General features: G+C 72.6%; 16 protein-coding genes. 5 read left to right on the top strand and 11 right to left on the bottom strand.

All coding sequences use genetic code 11. The features are described from left to right. Positions 1-96: 96 nt before the first annotated feature. Complete coding sequence (locus ACFC09_RS39100; protein WP_376536648.1) at positions 97-1,449, bottom strand: class II 3-deoxy-7-phosphoheptulonate synthase; 1,353 nt, start codon at positions 1,447-1,449, stop codon at positions 97-99. Positions 1,450-1,554: 105 nt separating this feature from the next. Here ACFC09_RS39100 and ACFC09_RS39105 point away from each other — a divergent pair, with 105 nt between their 5' ends. Together ACFC09_RS39105 and ACFC09_RS39110 are read left to right on the top strand one after the other, a co-directional pair. After that, a complete protein-coding gene (locus tag ACFC09_RS39105) occupies positions 1,555-1,611 on the top strand; it encodes a trp operon leader peptide (RefSeq protein ID WP_376536730.1) in 57 nt (18 codons plus the stop codon). Positions 1,612-1,754: 143 nt separating this feature from the next. After that, positions 1,755-3,692 carry an anthranilate synthase family protein gene (locus tag ACFC09_RS39110; RefSeq protein WP_376536650.1) on the top strand — a complete coding sequence of 646 codons (1,938 nt, stop codon included), beginning with the start codon at positions 1,755-1,757 and terminating at the stop codon, positions 3,690-3,692. 131 nt (positions 3,693-3,823) lie between these two features. Here the strand turns inward: ACFC09_RS39110 and ACFC09_RS39115 are convergent, their stop codons facing one another. From ACFC09_RS39115 to ACFC09_RS39130, 4 genes are all read right to left on the bottom strand, one after another. Continuing rightward, positions 3,824-4,852 (bottom strand): 6-phosphofructokinase, encoded by a 1,029-nt coding sequence (locus ACFC09_RS39115; RefSeq protein WP_376536652.1) that lies wholly within the window; start codon positions 4,850-4,852, stop codon positions 3,824-3,826. A 160-nt stretch (positions 4,853-5,012) separates the two neighbouring features. Further along, positions 5,013-5,690, bottom strand: a complete 678-nt coding sequence (locus tag ACFC09_RS39120; protein ID WP_376536654.1) for a response regulator — start codon at positions 5,688-5,690, stop codon at positions 5,013-5,015. A 26-nt stretch (positions 5,691-5,716) separates the two neighbouring features. Further along, the gene (macS, locus tag ACFC09_RS39125) at positions 5,717-6,922 is read right to left on the bottom strand and encodes a MacS family sensor histidine kinase (protein ID WP_376536656.1); all 1,206 of its coding nucleotides are present in this window, start codon (positions 6,920-6,922) and stop codon (positions 5,717-5,719) included. A 154-nt stretch (positions 6,923-7,076) separates the two neighbouring features. After that, a complete protein-coding gene (locus ACFC09_RS39130; protein WP_376536658.1) occupies positions 7,077-7,796 on the bottom strand; it encodes a lysophospholipid acyltransferase family protein in 720 nt (239 codons plus the stop codon). Between the two features lie 146 nt (positions 7,797-7,942). Between ACFC09_RS39130 and ACFC09_RS39135 the strand changes: the two genes are divergently transcribed. Together ACFC09_RS39135 and ACFC09_RS39140 are read left to right on the top strand one after the other, a co-directional pair. Beyond that, entirely contained in the window at positions 7,943-8,722 is a 780-nt protein-coding gene (locus ACFC09_RS39135) for an alpha/beta hydrolase (protein WP_376536660.1), read from the top strand. After that, positions 8,715-9,344 (top strand): hypothetical protein, encoded by a 630-nt coding sequence (locus tag ACFC09_RS39140; protein ID WP_376536662.1) that lies wholly within the window; start codon positions 8,715-8,717, stop codon positions 9,342-9,344. Before ACFC09_RS39135 ends, ACFC09_RS39140 begins: the two co-directional genes overlap by 8 nt. A gap of 270 nt (positions 9,345-9,614) precedes the next feature. Here ACFC09_RS39140 and ACFC09_RS39145 read toward each other — a convergent pair whose 3' ends face one another. The 6 genes from ACFC09_RS39145 to ACFC09_RS39170 all read right to left on the bottom strand — a co-directional run bounded on the left by ACFC09_RS39145 (position 9,615) and on the right by ACFC09_RS39170 (position 15,291). Next, complete coding sequence (locus tag ACFC09_RS39145) at positions 9,615-10,370, bottom strand: endonuclease/exonuclease/phosphatase family protein (protein ID WP_376536664.1); 756 nt, start codon at positions 10,368-10,370, stop codon at positions 9,615-9,617. Positions 10,371-10,665: 295 nt separating this feature from the next. Beyond that, positions 10,666-11,619 (bottom strand): ROK family glucokinase, encoded by a 954-nt coding sequence (locus ACFC09_RS39150; protein WP_376536666.1) that lies wholly within the window; start codon positions 11,617-11,619, stop codon positions 10,666-10,668. A 55-nt stretch (positions 11,620-11,674) separates the two neighbouring features. Next, positions 11,675-12,208, bottom strand: a complete 534-nt coding sequence (locus ACFC09_RS39155; RefSeq protein WP_376536668.1) for a DUF5304 domain-containing protein — start codon at positions 12,206-12,208, stop codon at positions 11,675-11,677. Positions 12,209-12,512: 304 nt separating this feature from the next. After that, complete coding sequence (locus ACFC09_RS39160; protein WP_376536670.1) at positions 12,513-13,682, bottom strand: ArsA family ATPase; 1,170 nt, start codon at positions 13,680-13,682, stop codon at positions 12,513-12,515. A 91-nt stretch (positions 13,683-13,773) separates the two neighbouring features. Beyond that, the gene (locus ACFC09_RS39165) at positions 13,774-14,217 is read right to left on the bottom strand and encodes an SRPBCC family protein (RefSeq protein ID WP_376536672.1); all 444 of its coding nucleotides are present in this window, start codon (positions 14,215-14,217) and stop codon (positions 13,774-13,776) included. 276 nt (positions 14,218-14,493) lie between these two features. After that, complete coding sequence (locus ACFC09_RS39170) at positions 14,494-15,291, bottom strand: metallophosphoesterase (RefSeq protein WP_376536674.1); 798 nt, start codon at positions 15,289-15,291, stop codon at positions 14,494-14,496. A 315-nt stretch (positions 15,292-15,606) separates the two neighbouring features. Between ACFC09_RS39170 and ACFC09_RS39175 the strand changes: the two genes are divergently transcribed. After that, entirely contained in the window at positions 15,607-17,403 is a 1,797-nt protein-coding gene (locus ACFC09_RS39175; RefSeq protein ID WP_376536676.1) for an AMP-dependent synthetase/ligase, read from the top strand. Positions 17,404-17,543: the final 140 nt, after the last annotated feature.

Genomic DNA, 17,543 nt, shown 5'->3' on the forward strand with positions numbered 1-17,543 from the left:
GATCGTGTGTGATCCGCGCCCCGCCGCTCGTCTCCCGCTTGCTCGTGTCCCGCTGCTCGTGTCCCGCCGGCGACCTGTGTCACCGGTCGGCCCGTGTCACTGGTCCCGGTACATCTCGGCGACGAGGAAGGCCAGGTCGAGCGACTGGCTGCGGTTCAGGCGGGGGTCGCAGGCCGTCTCGTAGCGCTGGTGCAGATCGTCGACGAAGATCTCGTCGCCGCCGCCCACGCACTCGGTGACGTCGTCCCCGGTCAGCTCGACGTGGATGCCGCCCGGGTGGGTGCCGAGCGACTTGTGCACCTCGAAGAAGCCCTTGACCTCGTCCAGTACGTCGTCGAACCGGCGGGTCTTGTGCCCCGACGCGGCCTCGAACGTGTTGCCGTGCATCGGATCGGTCACCCAGGCCACCACCGCGCCCGACGCCGTCACCTTCTCGACCAGCTCGGGAAGCCGGTCCCGGATCTTGTCGGCGCCCATCCGGACGATGAAGGTCAGCCGGCCCGGGTCACGCTCCGGGTCGAGGCGGTCGACGTAGCGCAGCGCCTCCTCGGCCGTGGTGCTCGGACCCAGCTTGATCCCCAGCGGATTGCTGATCCTGGAGGCGAACTCGATGTGCGCGTGGTCCAGCTGCCGGGTGCGCTCGCCGACCCACACCATGTGCGCCGACACGTCGTACAGCTTCCCGGTCCGGGAGTCGACCCTGGTCAGCGCAGACTCGTAGTCGAGCAGCAGCGCCTCGTGGGAGGAGAAGAACTCGACCGTCTTGAACTCCTCCGGGTTCGCGCCGCAGGCTTGCATGAAGTTCAGCGCGTTGTCGATCTCCCGGGCCAGCTGTTCGTAGCGCTGGCCCGACGGGGACGACTTCACGAAGTCCTGGTTCCAGGCGTGCACCTGCCGCAGATCCGCGTAGCCGCCGGTGGTGAACGCGCGCACCAGGTTCAGCGTCGAGGCGGAGGCGTGGTACATCCGCTTCAGCCGCTCCGGGTCCGGGATCCGGCTGGCCTCGGTGAAGTCGAAACCGTTGACCGAGTCGCCCCGGTACACCGGCAGCGTCACCCCATCACGGGTCTCCACGGGCTTCGAACGCGGCTTGGAGTACTGGCCCGCGATCCGGCCCACCTTCACCACCGGCACCGACGCCGCGTACGTCAGCACCGCGCCCATCTGGAGCAGCGTCTTCAGCTTGTTGCGGATGTGGTCCGCGGACACCGCGTCGAAGGCTTCGGCGCAGTCGCCGCCCTGGAGCAGGAACGCCTCACCCTTGGCGACGGACGCCATCCGGGCGCGCAGCTGGTCGCACTCGCCCGCGAACACGAGCGGCGGATACGACTCAAGGTCCGCGATCGCCGCGCGCAGCGCCTCGGGGTCGGGGTACTCGGGCTGCTGCGCCGCGGGCAGGTCGTGCCAGGTGTTGCCAGCGCTCGCGCTGGTCTTAGCGTTCACGGTCACCTCGTAAACATTACGGGGTCGGGTCGCCGCCCCGGCCCGCGGACCGAAGGATGAGACGCCCCGACTGGACTGTGGACGGCCGGATCGTGCGATAGGGTTCCGGGCATGTTCGCGCATTCGACCTGTACCTGGTGGTGGACCGCTTCCGAGGCGGCCCACTGACGCGCGTACGCACGATTTCGCGAAGGCCGCCCGAGGGGCGGCCTTCGGCGTTTGCGGGGCCGTCCCTCTCCTCCGACCGACCCGGCAGATCCGCGTGACCTGATCTGCCGGGCCGACGGGACCACCGAGAAGGACGACGGACCATGGACCTGCTGGACCTGCTGCACGACACCCGCCCCTTCGCCCTGCTGCGCCGCCGCACGCCCGGCCGCGACGAGGACACCGTGGAACTGTTCGTCGGCCCGGTGCGCACCTGCGACCGGCTCGCCGACCTGCCCGACGAGGGGCTTGCGCTGGTGCCCTTCCGACAGATCCGGGAGCGCGGCTTCGACGTCCGCGACGACGGCACGCCCCTGCTGGCGCTGACCCCGCAGGAGACCCGCGAGATCCCGCTCGCCGAGGCGCTGGAGCAGTTGCCCGCGCACGCCGTGCGCGTCGACGACGGAGGTTTCGACGTCGACGACGAGGAGTACGCCGGGATCGTCGGGCGGGTGCTGCGTGACGAGATCGGGGCGGGCGAGGGCGCCAACTTCGTGATCCGGCGGACGTACGAGGGACGGATCCGCGATTTCTCACGGGCCGACGCCCTCGCGCTGTTCCGGCGGCTCCTGGTGGGCGAGCGGGGCGCCTACTGGACCTTCGTCGTGCACACCGGGGACGTCGTGCGTGCCGGGGACCGGGGAGGGCCCGGAGCGCCCTCCCCGCAGGGGCGCGGGCGGACGCTGGTCGGGGCCAGTCCCGAGGTGCACGTACGGATGTCCGGCGGCACCGTCGTGATGAACCCGATCAGCGGGACGTACCGCTACCCGGAGGGCGGACCGACCCCCGAGCACCTGCTGGACTTCCTCGCCGACGGCAAGGAGATCGAGGAGCTGTCGATGGTCGTCGACGAGGAACTGAAGATGATGTGCACCGTCGGCGACATGGGCGGGGTGGTCGTCGGCCCGCGGCTGAAGGAGATGGCGCACCTCGCGCACACCGAGTACGAGCTGCGCGGGAAGTCCTCGCTGGACGTGCGGGAGGTGCTGCGGGAGACCATGTTCGCCGCCACCGTCACCGGGTCGCCGGTGCAGAACGCCTGCCGGGTGATCGAGCGGCACGAGGTCGGCGGGCGCGGGTACTACGGTGCCGCCCTCGCCCTGCTCGGCCGGGACTCCGGGGGCGCGCAGACCCTGGACTCCCCCATCCTGATCCGCACCGCCGACATCGACGCGGCCGGCCGGCTGCGGGTCCCGGTCGGCGCGACGCTGGTGCGGGGCTCGGACCCGGCGGGCGAGGTGGCGGAGACGCACGCCAAGGCGGCGGGCGTGCTGGCGGCCCTGGGCGTCCGCCCGGGGCCGCCGCGGGCCGAGGGGACGCGGCCCCGGCTCGCGGACGACCCCCGGGTGCGGGCGGCGCTGGACGGGCGGCGGGCCTCGCTCGCGCCGTTCTGGCTGCGGATGCAGGAGCACACGGCGGACCTGAGCGGCCACGCCCTGGTCGTGGACGGCGAGGACACCTTCACGGCGATGCTGGCGCACGTGCTGCGCTCCGGCGGGCTGACGGTGGCCGTGCGGCGCTACGACGAGCCGGGCCTGCGGGAGGCGGTGCTCGCCCACGCGGGACCGGTGGTGCTGGGTCCGGGCCCCGGGGATCCCTCGGACCTGACCGACCCCAAGATGCGGTTCCTGCGGGAGCTGACCGCCGACGTGATCCGGGCCCACCGGCACGGGGTGCTCGGGGTCTGCCTGGGCCACGAGCTGATCACGGCCGAGCTGGGTCTGGAGATCGTCCGCAAGGAGGTGCCCCACCAGGGGGCGCAGACCGCCGTCGACCTGTTCGGGCGCCGGGAGACCGTCGGCTTCTACAACAGCTTCGTGGCGCGCTGCGACGAGGACGCCTACCGGGAACTGGGCGCGCACGGCGTCGAGGTGAGCCGGGCCGCGAACGGCGAGGTGCACGCCGTACGGGGGCCGGGGTTCGCGGGCGTGCAGTTCCACCCGGAGTCGGTCCTGACGCTGAACGGCGCGGCAATCGTGCGGGAACTGGTGGCCGCGCTGCGCGGCACGGCCGCGATCCCCGTGCGGCGGTCCACCCGGTAGCCCGCCCCGCGCGCTCCGCCCGCGCCCCCGCGGTGCCTGGGGTGCGCCGGGCACGACGAACGCCGCCGCGCGGGGCGCGGCGGCGTTCGTAGCGGTTGCTGTGGCCCGGTGGTACGGGAGGTGACGCGGGGTCAGCCGAAGAAGACGCCGACCTCCTGGTACAGCTTCGGGTCGACCGTCTTCAGCTTGGCCGTGGCCTCGGCGATCGGGACGCGGACGATGTCGGTGCCGCGCAGGGCGACCATCTTGCCGAAGTCGCCCTCGTGGACGGCGTCGATGGCGTGCAGGCCGAACCGGGTGGCGAGCCACCGGTCGAACGCGCTCGGCGTGCCGCCGCGCTGCACGTGCCCGAGGACCGTGGTGCGGGCCTCCTTGCCGGTCCGCTTCTCGATCTCCTTGGCCAGCCATTCGCCGACGCCGGACAGCCGTACGTGCCCGAAGGAGTCCAGCGACCCGTCCTTGAGCACCATGTCGCCGTCCTTGGGCATGGCGCCCTCGGCGACGACCACGATCGGGGCGTACGACGCCTTGAACCGGGAGGTCACCCAGGCGCACACCTGGTCGACGTCGAAGCGCTGCTCCGGGATGAGGATGGCGTTGGCGCCGCCGGCGAGGCCGGAGTGCAGGGCGATCCAGCCGGCGTGACGGCCCATCACCTCGACGACCAGGACGCGCATGTGCGACTCGGCGGTGGTGTGCAGCCGGTCGATGGCCTCGGTGGCGATGCCGACGGCGGTGTCGAAGCCGAAGGTGTAGTCGGTGGCGGACAGGTCGTTGTCGATGGTCTTCGGGACGCCGACGCACGGCAGGCCGTAATCGTCGGACAGCCGCGCGGCCACGCCCAGGGTGTCCTCGCCGCCGATCGCGATCAGGGCCTCGACCTCCTGCTTGGCGAGGTTCTCCTTGATCCGGCGGATGCCGTCCTCGATCTTGAGCGGATTGGTCCGCGACGAGCCGAGGATGGTGCCGCCGCGGGGCAGGATGCCGCGCACCGCGGGGATGTCGAGGCGGACCGTGTCGCCTTCGAGCGGTCCCCGCCAGCCGTCCCGGAAGCCGACGAAGTCATAGCCGTACTCCTGCACGCCCTTGCGGACGACGCCGCGGATGACGGCATTGAGCCCGGGGCAGTCGCCGCCTCCGGTGAGTACTCCGACCCGCATGGAAATGTCCCTTCGCCGCGGTTGCCTGGTGAAGGAAACGCTAATAGTGATCCAGGTCACTCCGGGATGGGTGGGATGGTCAATTCCACTGAATTGCGCGCCAGTTGATCATTCCGGACCTCACAGATCCACTCGAAAGAGTGAAATCCAGGCGTGGGGTTCACTCGTCGTCGAGCCCGCGCTCTATCGCGTACCGCACCAGCTCCACCCGGTTGTGCAGTTGGAGCTTGCCGAGGGTGTTCTGCACGTGGTTCTGGACCGTGCGGTGGGAGATGACGAGGCGTTCGGCGATCTGCTTGTAGCTCAGGCCCTTGGCGACCAGGCGCAGCACCTCGGTCTCGCGGTCGGTCAACCGCGGTGCCTTGGGGTCGTCGGCGTCCTGGGCCGGACCCGGCTCCGCGGCCAGCCGCCGGTACTCGCCGAGGACCAGCCCGGCGAGGCCCGGCGTGAACACCGGGTCGCCGGCCGCGGTGCGGCGCACCGCGTCCAACAGCTCCTCCGTGGACGCCGACTTCAGCAGATAGCCCGTCGCACCGGACTTCACGGCCTCCAGCACGTCCGCGTGCTCGCCGCTCGCCGACAGCACCAGGACCCGCAGCCGCGGATCGGCGCCGACCAGTTCCTTGCAGACCTGGACCCCCGGTTTGGCGGGCAGGTTGAGGTCGAGCACCAGGACGTCGGGCCCGGCCGCGCGGGCCCGGCGCACCGCCTGCTCGCCGTCCCCGGCGGTGGCCACCACCTGGAAGCCCGCCTCGGCCAGGTCCCGGGCGACCGCGTCGCGCCACATCGGATGATCGTCGACCACCATGACCCTGATCGGGTCCTGCTGCTCGCTCATCGTCTCCCCGCCTTCCCCCACGCCCGTCAGGCGTCCTTCGGAACCTTCAGTTCGACCTCGGTGCCCTGCCCCGGCACCGAGATCAGCTCGGCGCTGCCGCCCAGGTCGCGCAGCCGCCCCCGGATCGACAGGGCCACCCCGAGCCGCCCCTCGCCCTCGGCCTGCGCGAGCCGCCCCGCCGGGATGCCGGGTCCATCGTCCCGTACGGTCACGACGATCTCACCGGGCTCGCCGGGCTCGTCCTCGACGAGGATCCAGGCACGGGCGTCCTCGCCCGCGTGCCTGCGGACGTTGTCCAGGGCCGCGCCGACCGCCGCGGCCAGCTCGCGTGCGGCGCCCGGCGGCATCGGCACCGGGGCGCCGGGCTCGGCCAGGCTGACCCGGGCACCCGCGTACGGGGCGAGGAGCGCGCGCAGGTCGACGGGGCCACCGGTGTCGTCCGGCTCCTCCACGACCCGGACGACCGCCCCTTCCGCCGCGTCCTCCGACGCCCGCGAGACGGGTACCAGCCCGCCGGAGACCAGCGTGCGCAGCGCCACCTCCTGCTCGCCCGCCAGCCGGCCCAGCTCGGCCGCCTCCCCGCCGATGACCGCGCCGCGCCGCTGCACCATCGCCAGCACCTGGAGCACACCGTCGTGGATGTCCCGGGCCAGCCGCTCCCGTTCCCTGGTCGCCGCCTCGATCTCCAGGGCGCGGGCCAGGGTGCGTTCGGAGGCGCGGGCGACCTCGACGACGTATCCGATGGCGATGGACGCGACCCAGACGAGGATCACGTTGTGCACGGTGTCGCGGGCCGGGCTGCCGCGCTCGACCAGGTTGGCGGCGGCGACGGTGGTCGACGCGAACGCCGCCCAGCGCCAGCCGCCCTTGACGGCGAAGGCCAGCACGGAGCCCGCAGTCCATATCGACGGCAGCGTCGGCCCGCCGTCGGTGACCCGTTGGTGGGCGTCGGCGACCGGTGTGAGGAGGATGCCGGTGAGCGCGATGGTCAGGTCGGCGGCGAGGAACCGCCTGGTGCAGCTCGCCGCGCCCGCCACCTTGGGCAGGGTGGCGAGGGTCCACACGAGCAGGACGCCGTAGTAGGACAGGGCGACCCAGGGCCGGGCGAACCGGTCGTACGCGGTGGCGTACAGGCCGATGGCGTACAGCATCGTCAGCACGCGGTAGGCGGCGAGCGCACGCCACAGCGGCTGCTCGACCGACATCCTCATGACTCGTTCGCGTCCGGGCATCTCCCCCACCCCCTGGCCCGGCGCGCCCCGGGCCCCGGCCGGCCGTTCGCCGTTTCCCGCGCCCGTCCCGCCGGTCCTGCCGTCCGTCGGTCCCGCCGGCCCACCGGCCCTGACGGCCCCGCCGGTCCTGCTCGTCCTGCCGTGCCCGCCGGTCCTACTGGTCCCGCTCGTCCTTCTTGGCCGACTTGGCGGCCTCCGCGATCTGCCGCTTGGCCGCGGTCGCGTAGATGTCGACGTACTCCTGACCCGACAGCCTCATGATCTCGTACATGACCTCGTCGGTGATCGCGCGCAGGACGAAACGGTCGTGCTCCAGGCCCTGGTAGCGGCTGAAGTCCAGGGGACGGCCGATGCGGATGCCCGGCCGCATCAGCTTCGGGACGACCTTCCCGGGCGGCTGGATCTTCTCGGTGTCGATCATCGCGACCGGGATCACCGGCGCGCCGGAGGCGAGTGCCACCCGGGCGAGTCCGCCGGGCTTGCCCCGGTAGAGCCGGCCGTCGGGCGAGCGCGTGCCCTCCGGGTAGATCCCGAACAACTCGCCGCGCGCCAGCACCTCGATACCGCTCTGGATCGCCGCCTCACCGGCGCCGCGCGCACCGGAGCGGTCCACGGGCAGTTGCCCCACGCCCTTGAAGAACGCGGCCGTCAGCCGGCCCTTGATCCCGGGCGTGGTGAAGTACTCGGCCTTGGCGATGAAGGTGACCTTGCGGTCGAGGACCGCCGGCAGGAAGAACGAGTCCGAGAAGGACAGGTGATTGCTCGCCAGGATGGCGGGGCCGGTGGCCGGAATGTGCTCCATACCTTCCACCCAGGGTCGGAAGGCGACCTTCAGCGGCCCCCCGATGGCGACTTTCATCGTCCCGTACAACAACCGCGTGCCTCCTGTTTCCGTCGATGAGACCTTAACCCGCGGGGCCGCCGATGGACCCGACGGCCCTGGTCGGTGTCAGTGCGGTCGCGTACGGTGAAGCTGAACCCGCAGTCATTCATGTCCCTCTCATGAACAGGAGACCTCAGGTGCCGGTTCTGCCCGGAGCCGAGCCGTTCCGCCATGACGGCGGGGAGGTGGGTGTCCTCCTCTGCCACGGCTTCACCGGCTCTCCTCAGTCGCTCCGCCCCTGGGCGGAGCACCACGCGGCACACGGTCTGACCGTGTCGCTGCCACTACTGCCCGGACACGGCACGCGCTGGCAGGACATGCAGCTCACCGCCTGGCAGGACTGGTACGCGGAGGTGGACCGCGAACTGCGGCTGCTGCGCGAGCGCTGTCGGCTGGTGTGTGTGGCGGGGCTGTCGATGGGCGGGGCGCTGGCCCTGCGGCTGGCGGCCCGGCACGGGGAGGCGGTGGCCGGCGTCGTGGCCGTCAACCCGGTGAACAGGATGCCCGGCCTCGCCGCGCGCGCCCTTCCGGTGGCCCGCCACCTGGTTCCCTCGGTCAAGGGGATCACCGACGACATCGCGAAGCCCGGCGCGACAGAGCTGGGCTACGACCGGGTGCCGCTGCACGCGGCGCACTCCCTGCGGAATTTCCTCCGCCTGGTAGACGGCGAGCTGCCGCAGGTCACCCAGCCGCTGCTGCTCCTGCGCAGCGCACGGGACCACGTGGTGCCCGCGGCCGACCCGGCCCGGGTGCTGAGCCGGGTCTCGTCGACGGACGTCACGGAGGTCGTGCTGGAACAGAGCTACCACGTCGCGACGTTGGACCACGACGCGGGCCGGATCTTCGAGGAGAGCCTCGCCTTCATCGGCCGGCTCGCACCCAGTGTCGGCAAGGAAGGGACGGCCGCAGTTGGCTGAGCACGACTCCGACCGCGAGGACCGCGAGCCGGACGAGAAGGGCGTGCCCTTCGACGAGGCCGCCGCCTGGGCGGCGATCGTCGCCGGGTACGGCGAGGAACCACCGGATCCGCCAGGTGCCAAGCCGTTCAAGTCGGTCGAGGACCTGGCGCTGCTCGAACCGGAGACCAACGACAGCGACACCGACAGCGACACCGACGACGCGACAGCCGAGGCGGCCGGCGACGGCGACAAGGCCGCCGGCCAGGGCGGCGTCGGTACGAAGGGGCCCGCGGGGCCCCTGGGAGGCTCCGTCTCCTTCGCTCCCGGTGTGGGCGGCCCGCGCGACTACAGTCCGCCCGAGCCGTCCGACAGCGACTTCGACGAGGACGACGAGGGCCACTTCGTGCCGCCCGAGCCACCGCCGCTGCCGGCCACCGACACGACCGCCAGGTTCGCCTGGCTCGGCGTGGTCGGCGGCCCGATCCTGCTCCTGGTGGCGGTGCTGCTCGGCTGGGACATGACGTGGTGGCTCGCGACGGTCGGCATCGGCGGCTTCCTCGGCGGCTTCGTCACGCTGGTGACGCGGATGCGCACGGACGACGACGAGAACGACGATCCGGAACGGGGCGCGGTGGTGTGACCCACCACTGACCCCGGCCACCTGTGGTCCGCCGCGGTTCCGCGGCGGACCACAGGTCCGCCCGGCATGCGGCCCCGCTGTCCCGGGGTGCGGCTCCGCCGCGGTGGGGGTCGCCCTGTTCGAGCTAAGCCGAGCACGCAGAGAACACCGCGCACACCGGGCACACCGAGCACGCCGGGCAGGCCGAGAACGCCGAGAAATTTGCGCGTGACCGGCCGCGACGCCGCCGCGGACGAACGACGGCGCGGGGCGGCACTGCCGGCGGAGCGCTCAGGCCGCCGGAATCCGCACCGAGGCCAGCACCGGCAGGTGATCCGTCGCCGCCCTGAGGTCCCGCTCGGTCACTCCCGGCAGTCCGTGCGGCACGCCGCACCCCAGCACCTCGACCCCCTTGGTCACGAAGATCGCGTCGATGCGCTGCCGCGGATCGCCGGGCGTCGAGGTGTGCTCGCCGCCCCACGGCGCGGCGGTCCGGCCGTCCCGGAGCCCTTCGGCCAGCCGCCGGAAGGTACGGCCGTCGGGCCGTTCGTTGAGGTCGCCGCCGACCACCGCGTGCTCGACGCCCATCCCGGCCAGCCGGTCCAGCAGCATCCCGCCCTGCTCGTACCGTTCGTCGCCCTGGAGGCTCAGATGGCAGCTCAACACGCCGAGCCGGGCGCCACCGAACCGTACGACGGCGGTGGCGAAGCCCCGCCGGTGCAGTCCGGGGGTGAGCGGGAGCAGTACGTCCTCGGTCCGTTCGACGGTCGCCCGCAGCGTGCACAGGATCGCCGGTCCCGCCGCCGTCCCACCACCGGAGAGGATCACCTGTCCCGACGCGGCCGCGAGCCGGGCCAGCTTCTTGCGCCAGCGGAAGAACCGGGGAGCCTCCTGGAGGAGGACCAGGTCGGGGGCGCAGGCGCTGATCACCCGGGCGAGGGCGGCGGTGTCGTCGCGCATCGAGCGGATGTTGTAGCTCAGCACGCGGACGATCGCGGAACCGTCGGCTTCGGTTCGGGAGTTGGGCAGCGGCGGGGGTGTTGGCATGCGATCAATCTAGTGCCCCGACAGGCAACGTTCGCCCCGTCGCGACGCCCGGCACGCACTCTCGCCGCACCGGCCGAAAGCCCAAGTACGTCCAGTACGAGGACTTCCGGCCAGCACACCGAGAGCACGCACCGAACGCCGCTCCTTGACGGGCAAACGTTGCCTGCCGAGGCACTAGCCGTGGGCGGGATTCGGCCGCCCGGGGCCCCGGGGCGCGGAGGCCGGCAGCGCGGCTGCCGGCCGTCGTGGCGGCCCGCGCGGTGGTCCGCGCTCCGGGGCGGGCGGGCCGGGGCGGTCACATGATGGGGTCGGGCTCCCGGGCCAGGTCCGCCGCGCCGACCAGGCCCGCGTCGTTGCCGAGTTGGGCGGCGATGACCTCGGCGACCGGCCGCCAGTTGCCGCCGACCAGCCAGCGCTTGTAGGACTTGCGGATCGGGTCGAGGACCAGTTCGCCCTCGTCGGAGAGGCCGCCGCCGACGATGAACGCGGACGGGTCGAAGAGGGAGGCCAGATCGGCGAGACCGGCTCCGGCCCAGCGGGCCAGTTCGCGGTAGGAGTCGACGGCGACCGGGTCGCCCTGACGGGCGGCCATGGAGATGTGCTTGCCCTCGATGCCGTCCGGGGTGCCGTCGCCGAGGCCGAGCAGGATCTCCGCGTTCTCCGGGGTGGCGTTGGCGCGCTGCTTGGCGTACCTCACCAGGGCGCTGCCCGACGCGTACTGCTCCCAGCAGCCCTGCGAGCCGCAGCCGCACAGCAGGCCGTCCGGGACCATCCGGATGTGGCCGAACTCGGCGGCCACGCCGAAGTGTCCGCGGCGCAGCTTGTTGCCGATGATGATGCCGCCGCCGAGGCCCGTGCCGAGGGTGATGCAGATGACGTTGCGATGGCCCTTGCCCGCACCGAACTTGTACTCGCCCCACGCGGCCGCGTTGGCGTCGTTCTCCACGACCACCGGCAGGCCCACGCGGGCCTCGACCTTCTCCTTCAGCGGCTCCTGGCGCCACTGGATGTTGGGCGCGAAATAGACGGTCGAGCGCTGCCGGTTCACGTATCCGGCCGCACCGATGCCCACGCCGACGATCTCGTGTCCGGCGCGGGCGCCTTCCACCGCCGAGGCGATGGCGTCCACGATGCCCTCGGACGTGTCCGGAGTCGGCACCTTGTGGGTCGAGAGGATGTTGCCCTCCTCGTCGACCACGCCGGCCGCGATCTTCGTACCACCGATGTCGACGCCGATGGTGAGTCCCATGTATCCCTCAGTTTCGGTCGAGCCCCGCTACGGCCAACCGTACCCGAGGGGGCTGTCAGTCCAAGTCGATGCGTTCGCCGGGACCGGTGCCCTCGCCGCGGTCGCCGCGGTCCTTCCGGCCGTCCCCGCGGTCGTCCTTCGGGGCGTCCTTCGAGTCGCCCTTCAGATCCTCCGGCGCGGACGTCCAGCGGCGTTCCTGGGACTCGGCGGCCGAACGGTAGGCGGCGAGCAGTTCGCTGCCGGCCGCGGCCAGGTGGTCGAAGACGGCCGGGTTGCGTTCTATGACGGGTTCGACCGCCGCCTTGGCCTGCTGCACCACCTGCCGCACCACCTGCTGGGCGGCGGGCCCGGCGACCGCGCCGAGGAGCGGGGGCTGGAATCCGGACAGCCGGTCGGCGACCGCGTCGACGAGTTTGCGCAGTTCCTCGGCGGCCGAGCCCGGCGGCGGGCCGTACTGGGCGCGGCGGCGGGCCTTCTCCGCCGCGAGGTCCTCGGCGCAGGCCGTGGCCCAGGCGTCGGCGTCGGTGGCCCGTACCTCGTCGGCCGGCTGCGGCTCCGAGGCGTCCGGTGTGGGGCGCTCATCGCTCATGACGGACTCCTGACTACGGTTCGTCCCTACGACGTTACCCGAATGGGCGTGCGGGGTTCACTGCCCCCTGGTCGCTGGGCGCACCGCCCCGGAGACCACACCCACACCGGTGACCGCACCGGACATCGCCCGGCCCCGCCCGCCGGACGGTCCCTGGCCCGCCCGTCACTCACCCCCGGCGCCCGGCGCCCGGCGCACGTCAGTGCCGTCACCCCGCCCGGCAGCCCGGGACCCCCACTTCCCGGCGCCCCCGCCGCCCGACCACCCCACCTCCCGGCGACCCCGCCGCCCGGCGGCCCGGCCGTCAGTGCCGGCGCGGCCACAGGTCCGGGTCCGGGGCGAACCGGATGTGCAGCTCGCCGTCGCGCAGCGCGGCCCCGGCGACGGTGCAGCGGCGCAGGGCGGACGGCAGGGGAACGATCCGGCAGAACGGGCCCGCGGTGACGACGAGTTCGTCGCCGCGCCGGACCAGGTCGAGTTCGTCGCGTATCGCGCCGGGCAGCGGGATGTGCCAGACGAGCACGCCGTCCTCGGCGATCCGGTCGGCCACGGTCCACTCGACGGGAGCGGGTGCCGTGCCGCCGGCCGGCACGTCGAGCGCCGCGAGGTCGTCGGTGCCGTGCGGATCGCGGCCGAGGTGGGCGACCGGGTGGACGTCGTACGCCTCCCGCCAGTCGGCGAGGGTCTTGCGCTGCTGGGCGACCAGCCCGGCCGGCCAGGTCTCGGGCCCGGTCTCGGGCAGCACCCGGTTGGCGATCACCGCCTCGGTGCGCAGCCCGCGCAGCGCGAGGCCGAGGACGGCGGCGGGCACGGCGGCCGCGCCGGCCGGTCCCGGTTCGGCGACCAGTCGTACGGTCGTGGCGGGGTCCCGCACGACGGCCTCCACCGCGGCCAGCTCGACGTCCCAGCGGGCCGCCGTGTCGTACAGCCACTCGGCGGGCATCGGGACGCCCGCGAGGCGGCCGAGCACGGGGCGCAGGGCGCGGGCGGCCTGGCGCTCGGGCGGGAGCAGACGGCGCAGATAGCGGCGCAGCTCCTCGGGCAGCGCGAGCAGGGCGAGGGCCTGCGGGGTGGGCGGGAGGTCGACGACGAGCAGGTCGTAGCGGTCCGAGAGGGCGGCGTCGCGCAGGGCGCGCAGGAAGGACAGTTCCTCGGTGCCGGGGAGGGGGGTGACCTCCTCCGGGTCGAGGCGGGCGGCACCGAGGAGGTCGAGGACTCCCGTGGCGCGGCTCTGGAACGCGGTGAGGTCGTCGCGGAACCCGGCTGCCGCGTCGGGACGCCGGGCGGTGAGGCCGTACGCGGTCCGGATCGGCTCGGGTCCCGTGGGCACGCCCAGCGCGGCGCCGAGCGCGTCCGCGTGGTCGGCGCTCAGGACGAGGGTCCGGGTGCCGTCGCCCGCGGCACGCAGGGCGGTGGCGGCGGCTACGGTCGTACGGCCCGAGCCGCCCGGACCCGTGATCAGGATGGTGCGCATAAGAGTGAACGCTACTCGTGCGGGCCGGCCCGGCGCGCAGCCACCGCCGCCGCCCGCGCCGCCGCGGACTGCGCCCGCCCGCTCCTCCCGGCTACTTCTCCCCCGACTCGACCCGCTTCTTCAGCCCCGCCAGGGCCCGGTCGATGATGACCTTCTCCGCCTTGCGCTTGATCATGCCGAGCATGGGGATCTTGACGTCCACGGTCAGCCGGTACGTCACCTGGGTGGCGTCCGCGCCCGCCGGTTCGAGGAGGTAGGAGCCGTCGAGGGAGCGGAGCATCTGCGACTTCACCAGGGTCCAGGAGACCTCCCGGTCGCCGGTCCAGGTGTAGGCGAGGGTCTGGTCGTCCTTGATCGCCCCGGCGTCCATGACCAGGCGGACCTGCTCGGCGCGGCCCCGGTCGTCGGTCCCGAGGACCTCCGCCTCCTTGACCTCACCGGTCCAGTCCGGATATCGGGCGAAGTCGGCGATCACCCCCATGACGTCGGCGGGTGCCGCCTCAATCGTGATGCTTGAGCTGGTGTGTTCCGCCATCGCCGTGGCTCCTCCGGATGCGGGGCCGGTGCAGACCGGTTACAGAGAGGTCGTCGTGCGCACGTGTGTGCAGCGTGAAGGCTACCGCGCGTCCGGGCACCGGCCTCACCCCGTCCGAACGGCCCGCACCGTGCGCGCGGCTCCCGGGATTCACCCCGTCCGCACCGTGCGCACGGCCTGCGGCGACGGCACCGCCCACACCCTGCGCGACCCGGTGTCGGCACCGCCCGCGCACGGGCCCGGCGGTCTGCGCCGCCCGCGCCGGCCGGGCGCGCCTCACCATTCGAGCGCCCAGGGCCTGCCGGTGCCCGCGAAGTGCCCGACGTTCACGCATTCGGTGGGGCCGATCCGCATCCGCCCGACGAGCGGCTGGTGGACGTGGCCGAAGAGGCTGTAGCGGGGCCGGGTGCGGCGGATCGCGTCCAGCAGCGCCCGGCTGCCCCGCTCGAACCTGCGGGCCACCGTGTCGTAGACGAGTTCCGGCACCTCGGGCGGGATGTGCGTGCACAGCACGTCGACCTCGCCCACCGCCTCGATCTTGGCCGCGTACTCCTCGTCGTCGATCTCGTACGGCGTCCGCATCGGGGTGCGCAGCCCGCCGCCGACGAAGCCGAAGACCCGGCCGCCGATCTCCACCCGCTCGCCGTCCAGGACCGTGGTGCCGGGCCGGGCGTACTCCGGCCACAGGGGCGGCATGTCGACATTGCCGTAGGTCGCGTACGTCGGCGTGGGAAAGGCGGCGAACAGCTCGGCGTACTGCCGGCGCACCGCCTTCTCGATGGCGGCGGCCCGGTCGCCGCCGAGGCCCGCCCACAGCCGGGCCCCGAAGGCGCGCGCCTCCTCGAAGCGGCGGGCGGTGCGCAGTTCGACGATGCGGTCGGCGTTCTCAGCACCGAACAGATCGGGGAAGATCCCGCGTGAGTGGTCGGCGTAGTCGAGGAAGAGCACGAGGTCGCCGAGGCAGATCAGGGCGTCGGCGCCCTCGCCGGCCCGGGCCAGGTCACGGGCGTTGCCGTGCACGTCGCTGATCACGTGCACACGGGTCCTTCGGTCAGCGGCAGGTGTGGGTGCCATGGCGATCAAGGGTATGCCTGTGCGGCATACGTGAACAGTGACGGCCGCGCCAGCGGTTACTGGCCAGTCAGGAAACGCGTGGACTACTGTGCGCGAAGGAACACCGATCTGTGTGACGCAGCAGACATCTCGCCGGGCCCCCCTGTCGAAGAAGCCATACCGGCGGGTAACGTCCGGGCAGCCCAGTCGTGCTCTGGATCTCGACCAACGGGCCGAAAGGCTCCTGGCGGGCACCGGAGCATCTGCCCGAGCCTTGGACCGCACCGTCGCATCGCACCACGTCGTGGCGCCGGCGCCCTATGAGGAGCAGCAGTCTTGCGCGAGTTCAGCCTTCCGGCTCTGTACGAGGTCCCCACGGACGGGAATCTGACCGACATCGTGCGCAGAAACGCCGCGCAGCATCCCGACGTCGCCGTCATCGCCCGCAAGGTGGACGGTGTCTGGCAGGACGTGACGGCCGAGGCGTTCCTCGCCGAGGTGCGCGCCGCCGCCAAGGGGCTCATCGCGTCCGGCGTCCGGCCCGGCGACCGGGTCGGCCTGATGTCCCGCACCCGCTACGAGTGGACGCTCCTCGACTTCGCCATCTGGAGCGCGGGCGCGGTCACCGTGCCCGTGTACGAGACCAGCTCGCCCGAGCAGGTGCAGTGGATCCTCTCCGACTCGGGCGCCACCGCCTGCGTCGTGGAGCAGGAGGGGCACGCCGCCGCCGTCGAGGCGGTGCGCGACGGGCTGCCCGCCCTCGGGCACGTCTGGCAGATCGACGCCGGGGGCGTGGCGGAGCTGGGCCGGCTCGGCCGGGACCTGGCCGACGCGACGGTGGAGGAGCGCAGCTCGCTCGCCAAGGCCGACGACGTGGCGACCATCGTCTACACCTCCGGCACCACCGGCCGCCCCAAGGGCTGTGTGCTCACCCACCGGGCGTTCTTCGCCGAGTGCGGCAACATCGTCGAACGGCTGCGGCCGCTGTTCCGCACCGGTGAGTGCTCGGTCCTGCTGTTCCTGCCGCTCGCGCACGTCTTCGGCCGGCTGGTGCAGATCGCGCCGATGATGGCGCCGATCAAGCTGGGCAACGTCCCCGACACCAAGAACCTCACCGACGAGCTGGCCGCGTTCCGCCCGACGCTGATCCTGGGCGTGCCGCGGGTCTTCGAGAAGGTCTACAACTCGGCGCGGGCCAAGGCGCAGGCGGACGGCAAGCGGAAGATCTTCGACAAGGCGGCGGACACCGCCATCGCCTACAGCAAGGCGCTGGACACCCCGTCCGGCCCGCCCCTCGGGCTGCGGATCAAGCACCGGACCTTCGACAAGCTGGTCTACGGCAAGCTGCGCGCGGTGCTCGGCGGGCGCGGCGAGTACGCGATCTCCGGCGGCGCCCCGCTGGGCGAGCGCCTCGGCCACTTCTTCCGGGGCATCGGCTTCACGGTCCTGGAGGGCTACGGCCTGACCGAGTCGTGCGCGGCGACCGCGTTCAACCCCTGGGACCGGCAGAAGATCGGCACGGTCGGCCAGCCGCTGCCGGGTTCCGTGATCCGCATCGCGGACGACGGCGAGGTGCTGCTGCACGGCGATCACCTCTTCAAGGGGTACTGGAACAACGAGGCGGCGACCGCGGAGGCGCTGGCCGACGGCTGGTTCCACACCGGTGACATCGGCACCCTCGACGAGGACGGCTACCTCAGGATCACCGGCCGCAAGAAGGAGATCATCGTCACCGCGGGCGGCAAGAACGTCGCCCCGGCCGTGATCGAGGACCGGATCCGGGCGCACGCGCTGGTCGCGGAGTGCATGGTGGTGGGCGACGGGCGGCCGTTCGTCGGCGCGCTGATCACCCTCGACGAGGAGTTCCTGGGCCGCTGGGCCGGCGACCACGGCAAGGCGGCGGGGGCCGGCGTGGCATCGCTGCGCGAGGACCCGGATCTGCTCGCGGCGATCCAGGAAGCGGTGGACGACGGGAACGCGGCGGTGTCGAAGGCGGAGTCCGTGCGGAAGTTCCGGGTGCTGGATGCGCAGTTCACTGAGGAGTCGGGGCATCTGACTCCGTCGCTGAAGCTGAAGCGGAATGTTGTGGCGAAGGACTTTTCCGATGAGATCGAGGCGATTTATCGGAAGTAGGGGGGCTTTCGCGTCCGGCGTTCTGGCGGGGCGCCGGCCTGGTGGGTGGGTGTCGCCGGGGTGGCGGGTGCGGGTTGGGGTGGGGCTGGTTGCGCAGTTCCCCGCGCCCCTATCAGGGGGCTGCTGCCGGTGGGCGAGTG

The organism is Streptomyces sp. NPDC056161, from assembly GCF_042268025.1.
GTDB lineage: Bacteria > Actinomycetota > Actinomycetes > Streptomycetales > Streptomycetaceae > Streptomyces.

What these genes read in the sequence shown, in the direction of transcription:
- ACFC09_RS39110 (WP_376536650.1), top strand. Translation starts at nt 1,755, where the DNA reads ATGGACCTGCTGGACCTGCTGCACGACACCCGCCCCTTCGCCCTGCTG.
- ACFC09_RS39115 (WP_376536652.1), bottom strand. Translation starts at nt 4,852, where the DNA reads ATGCGGGTCGGAGTACTCACCGGAGGCGGCGACTGCCCCGGGCTCAAT.
- ACFC09_RS39120 (WP_376536654.1), bottom strand. Translation starts at nt 5,690, where the DNA reads ATGAGCGAGCAGCAGGACCCGATCAGGGTCATGGTGGTCGACGATCAT.
- macS (WP_376536656.1), bottom strand. Translation starts at nt 6,922, where the DNA reads ATGCCCGGACGCGAACGAGTCATGAGGATGTCGGTCGAGCAGCCGCTG.
- ACFC09_RS39145 (WP_376536664.1), bottom strand. Translation starts at nt 10,370, where the DNA reads ATGCCAACACCCCCGCCGCTGCCCAACTCCCGAACCGAAGCCGACGGT.
- ACFC09_RS39150 (WP_376536666.1), bottom strand. Translation starts at nt 11,619, where the DNA reads ATGGGACTCACCATCGGCGTCGACATCGGTGGTACGAAGATCGCGGCC.
- ACFC09_RS39155 (WP_376536668.1), bottom strand. Translation starts at nt 12,208, where the DNA reads ATGAGCGATGAGCGCCCCACACCGGACGCCTCGGAGCCGCAGCCGGCC.
- ACFC09_RS39160 (WP_376536670.1), bottom strand. Translation starts at nt 13,682, where the DNA reads ATGCGCACCATCCTGATCACGGGTCCGGGCGGCTCGGGCCGTACGACC.
- ACFC09_RS39165 (WP_376536672.1), bottom strand. Translation starts at nt 14,217, where the DNA reads ATGGCGGAACACACCAGCTCAAGCATCACGATTGAGGCGGCACCCGCC.
- ACFC09_RS39170 (WP_376536674.1), bottom strand. Translation starts at nt 15,291, where the DNA reads ATGGCACCCACACCTGCCGCTGACCGAAGGACCCGTGTGCACGTGATC.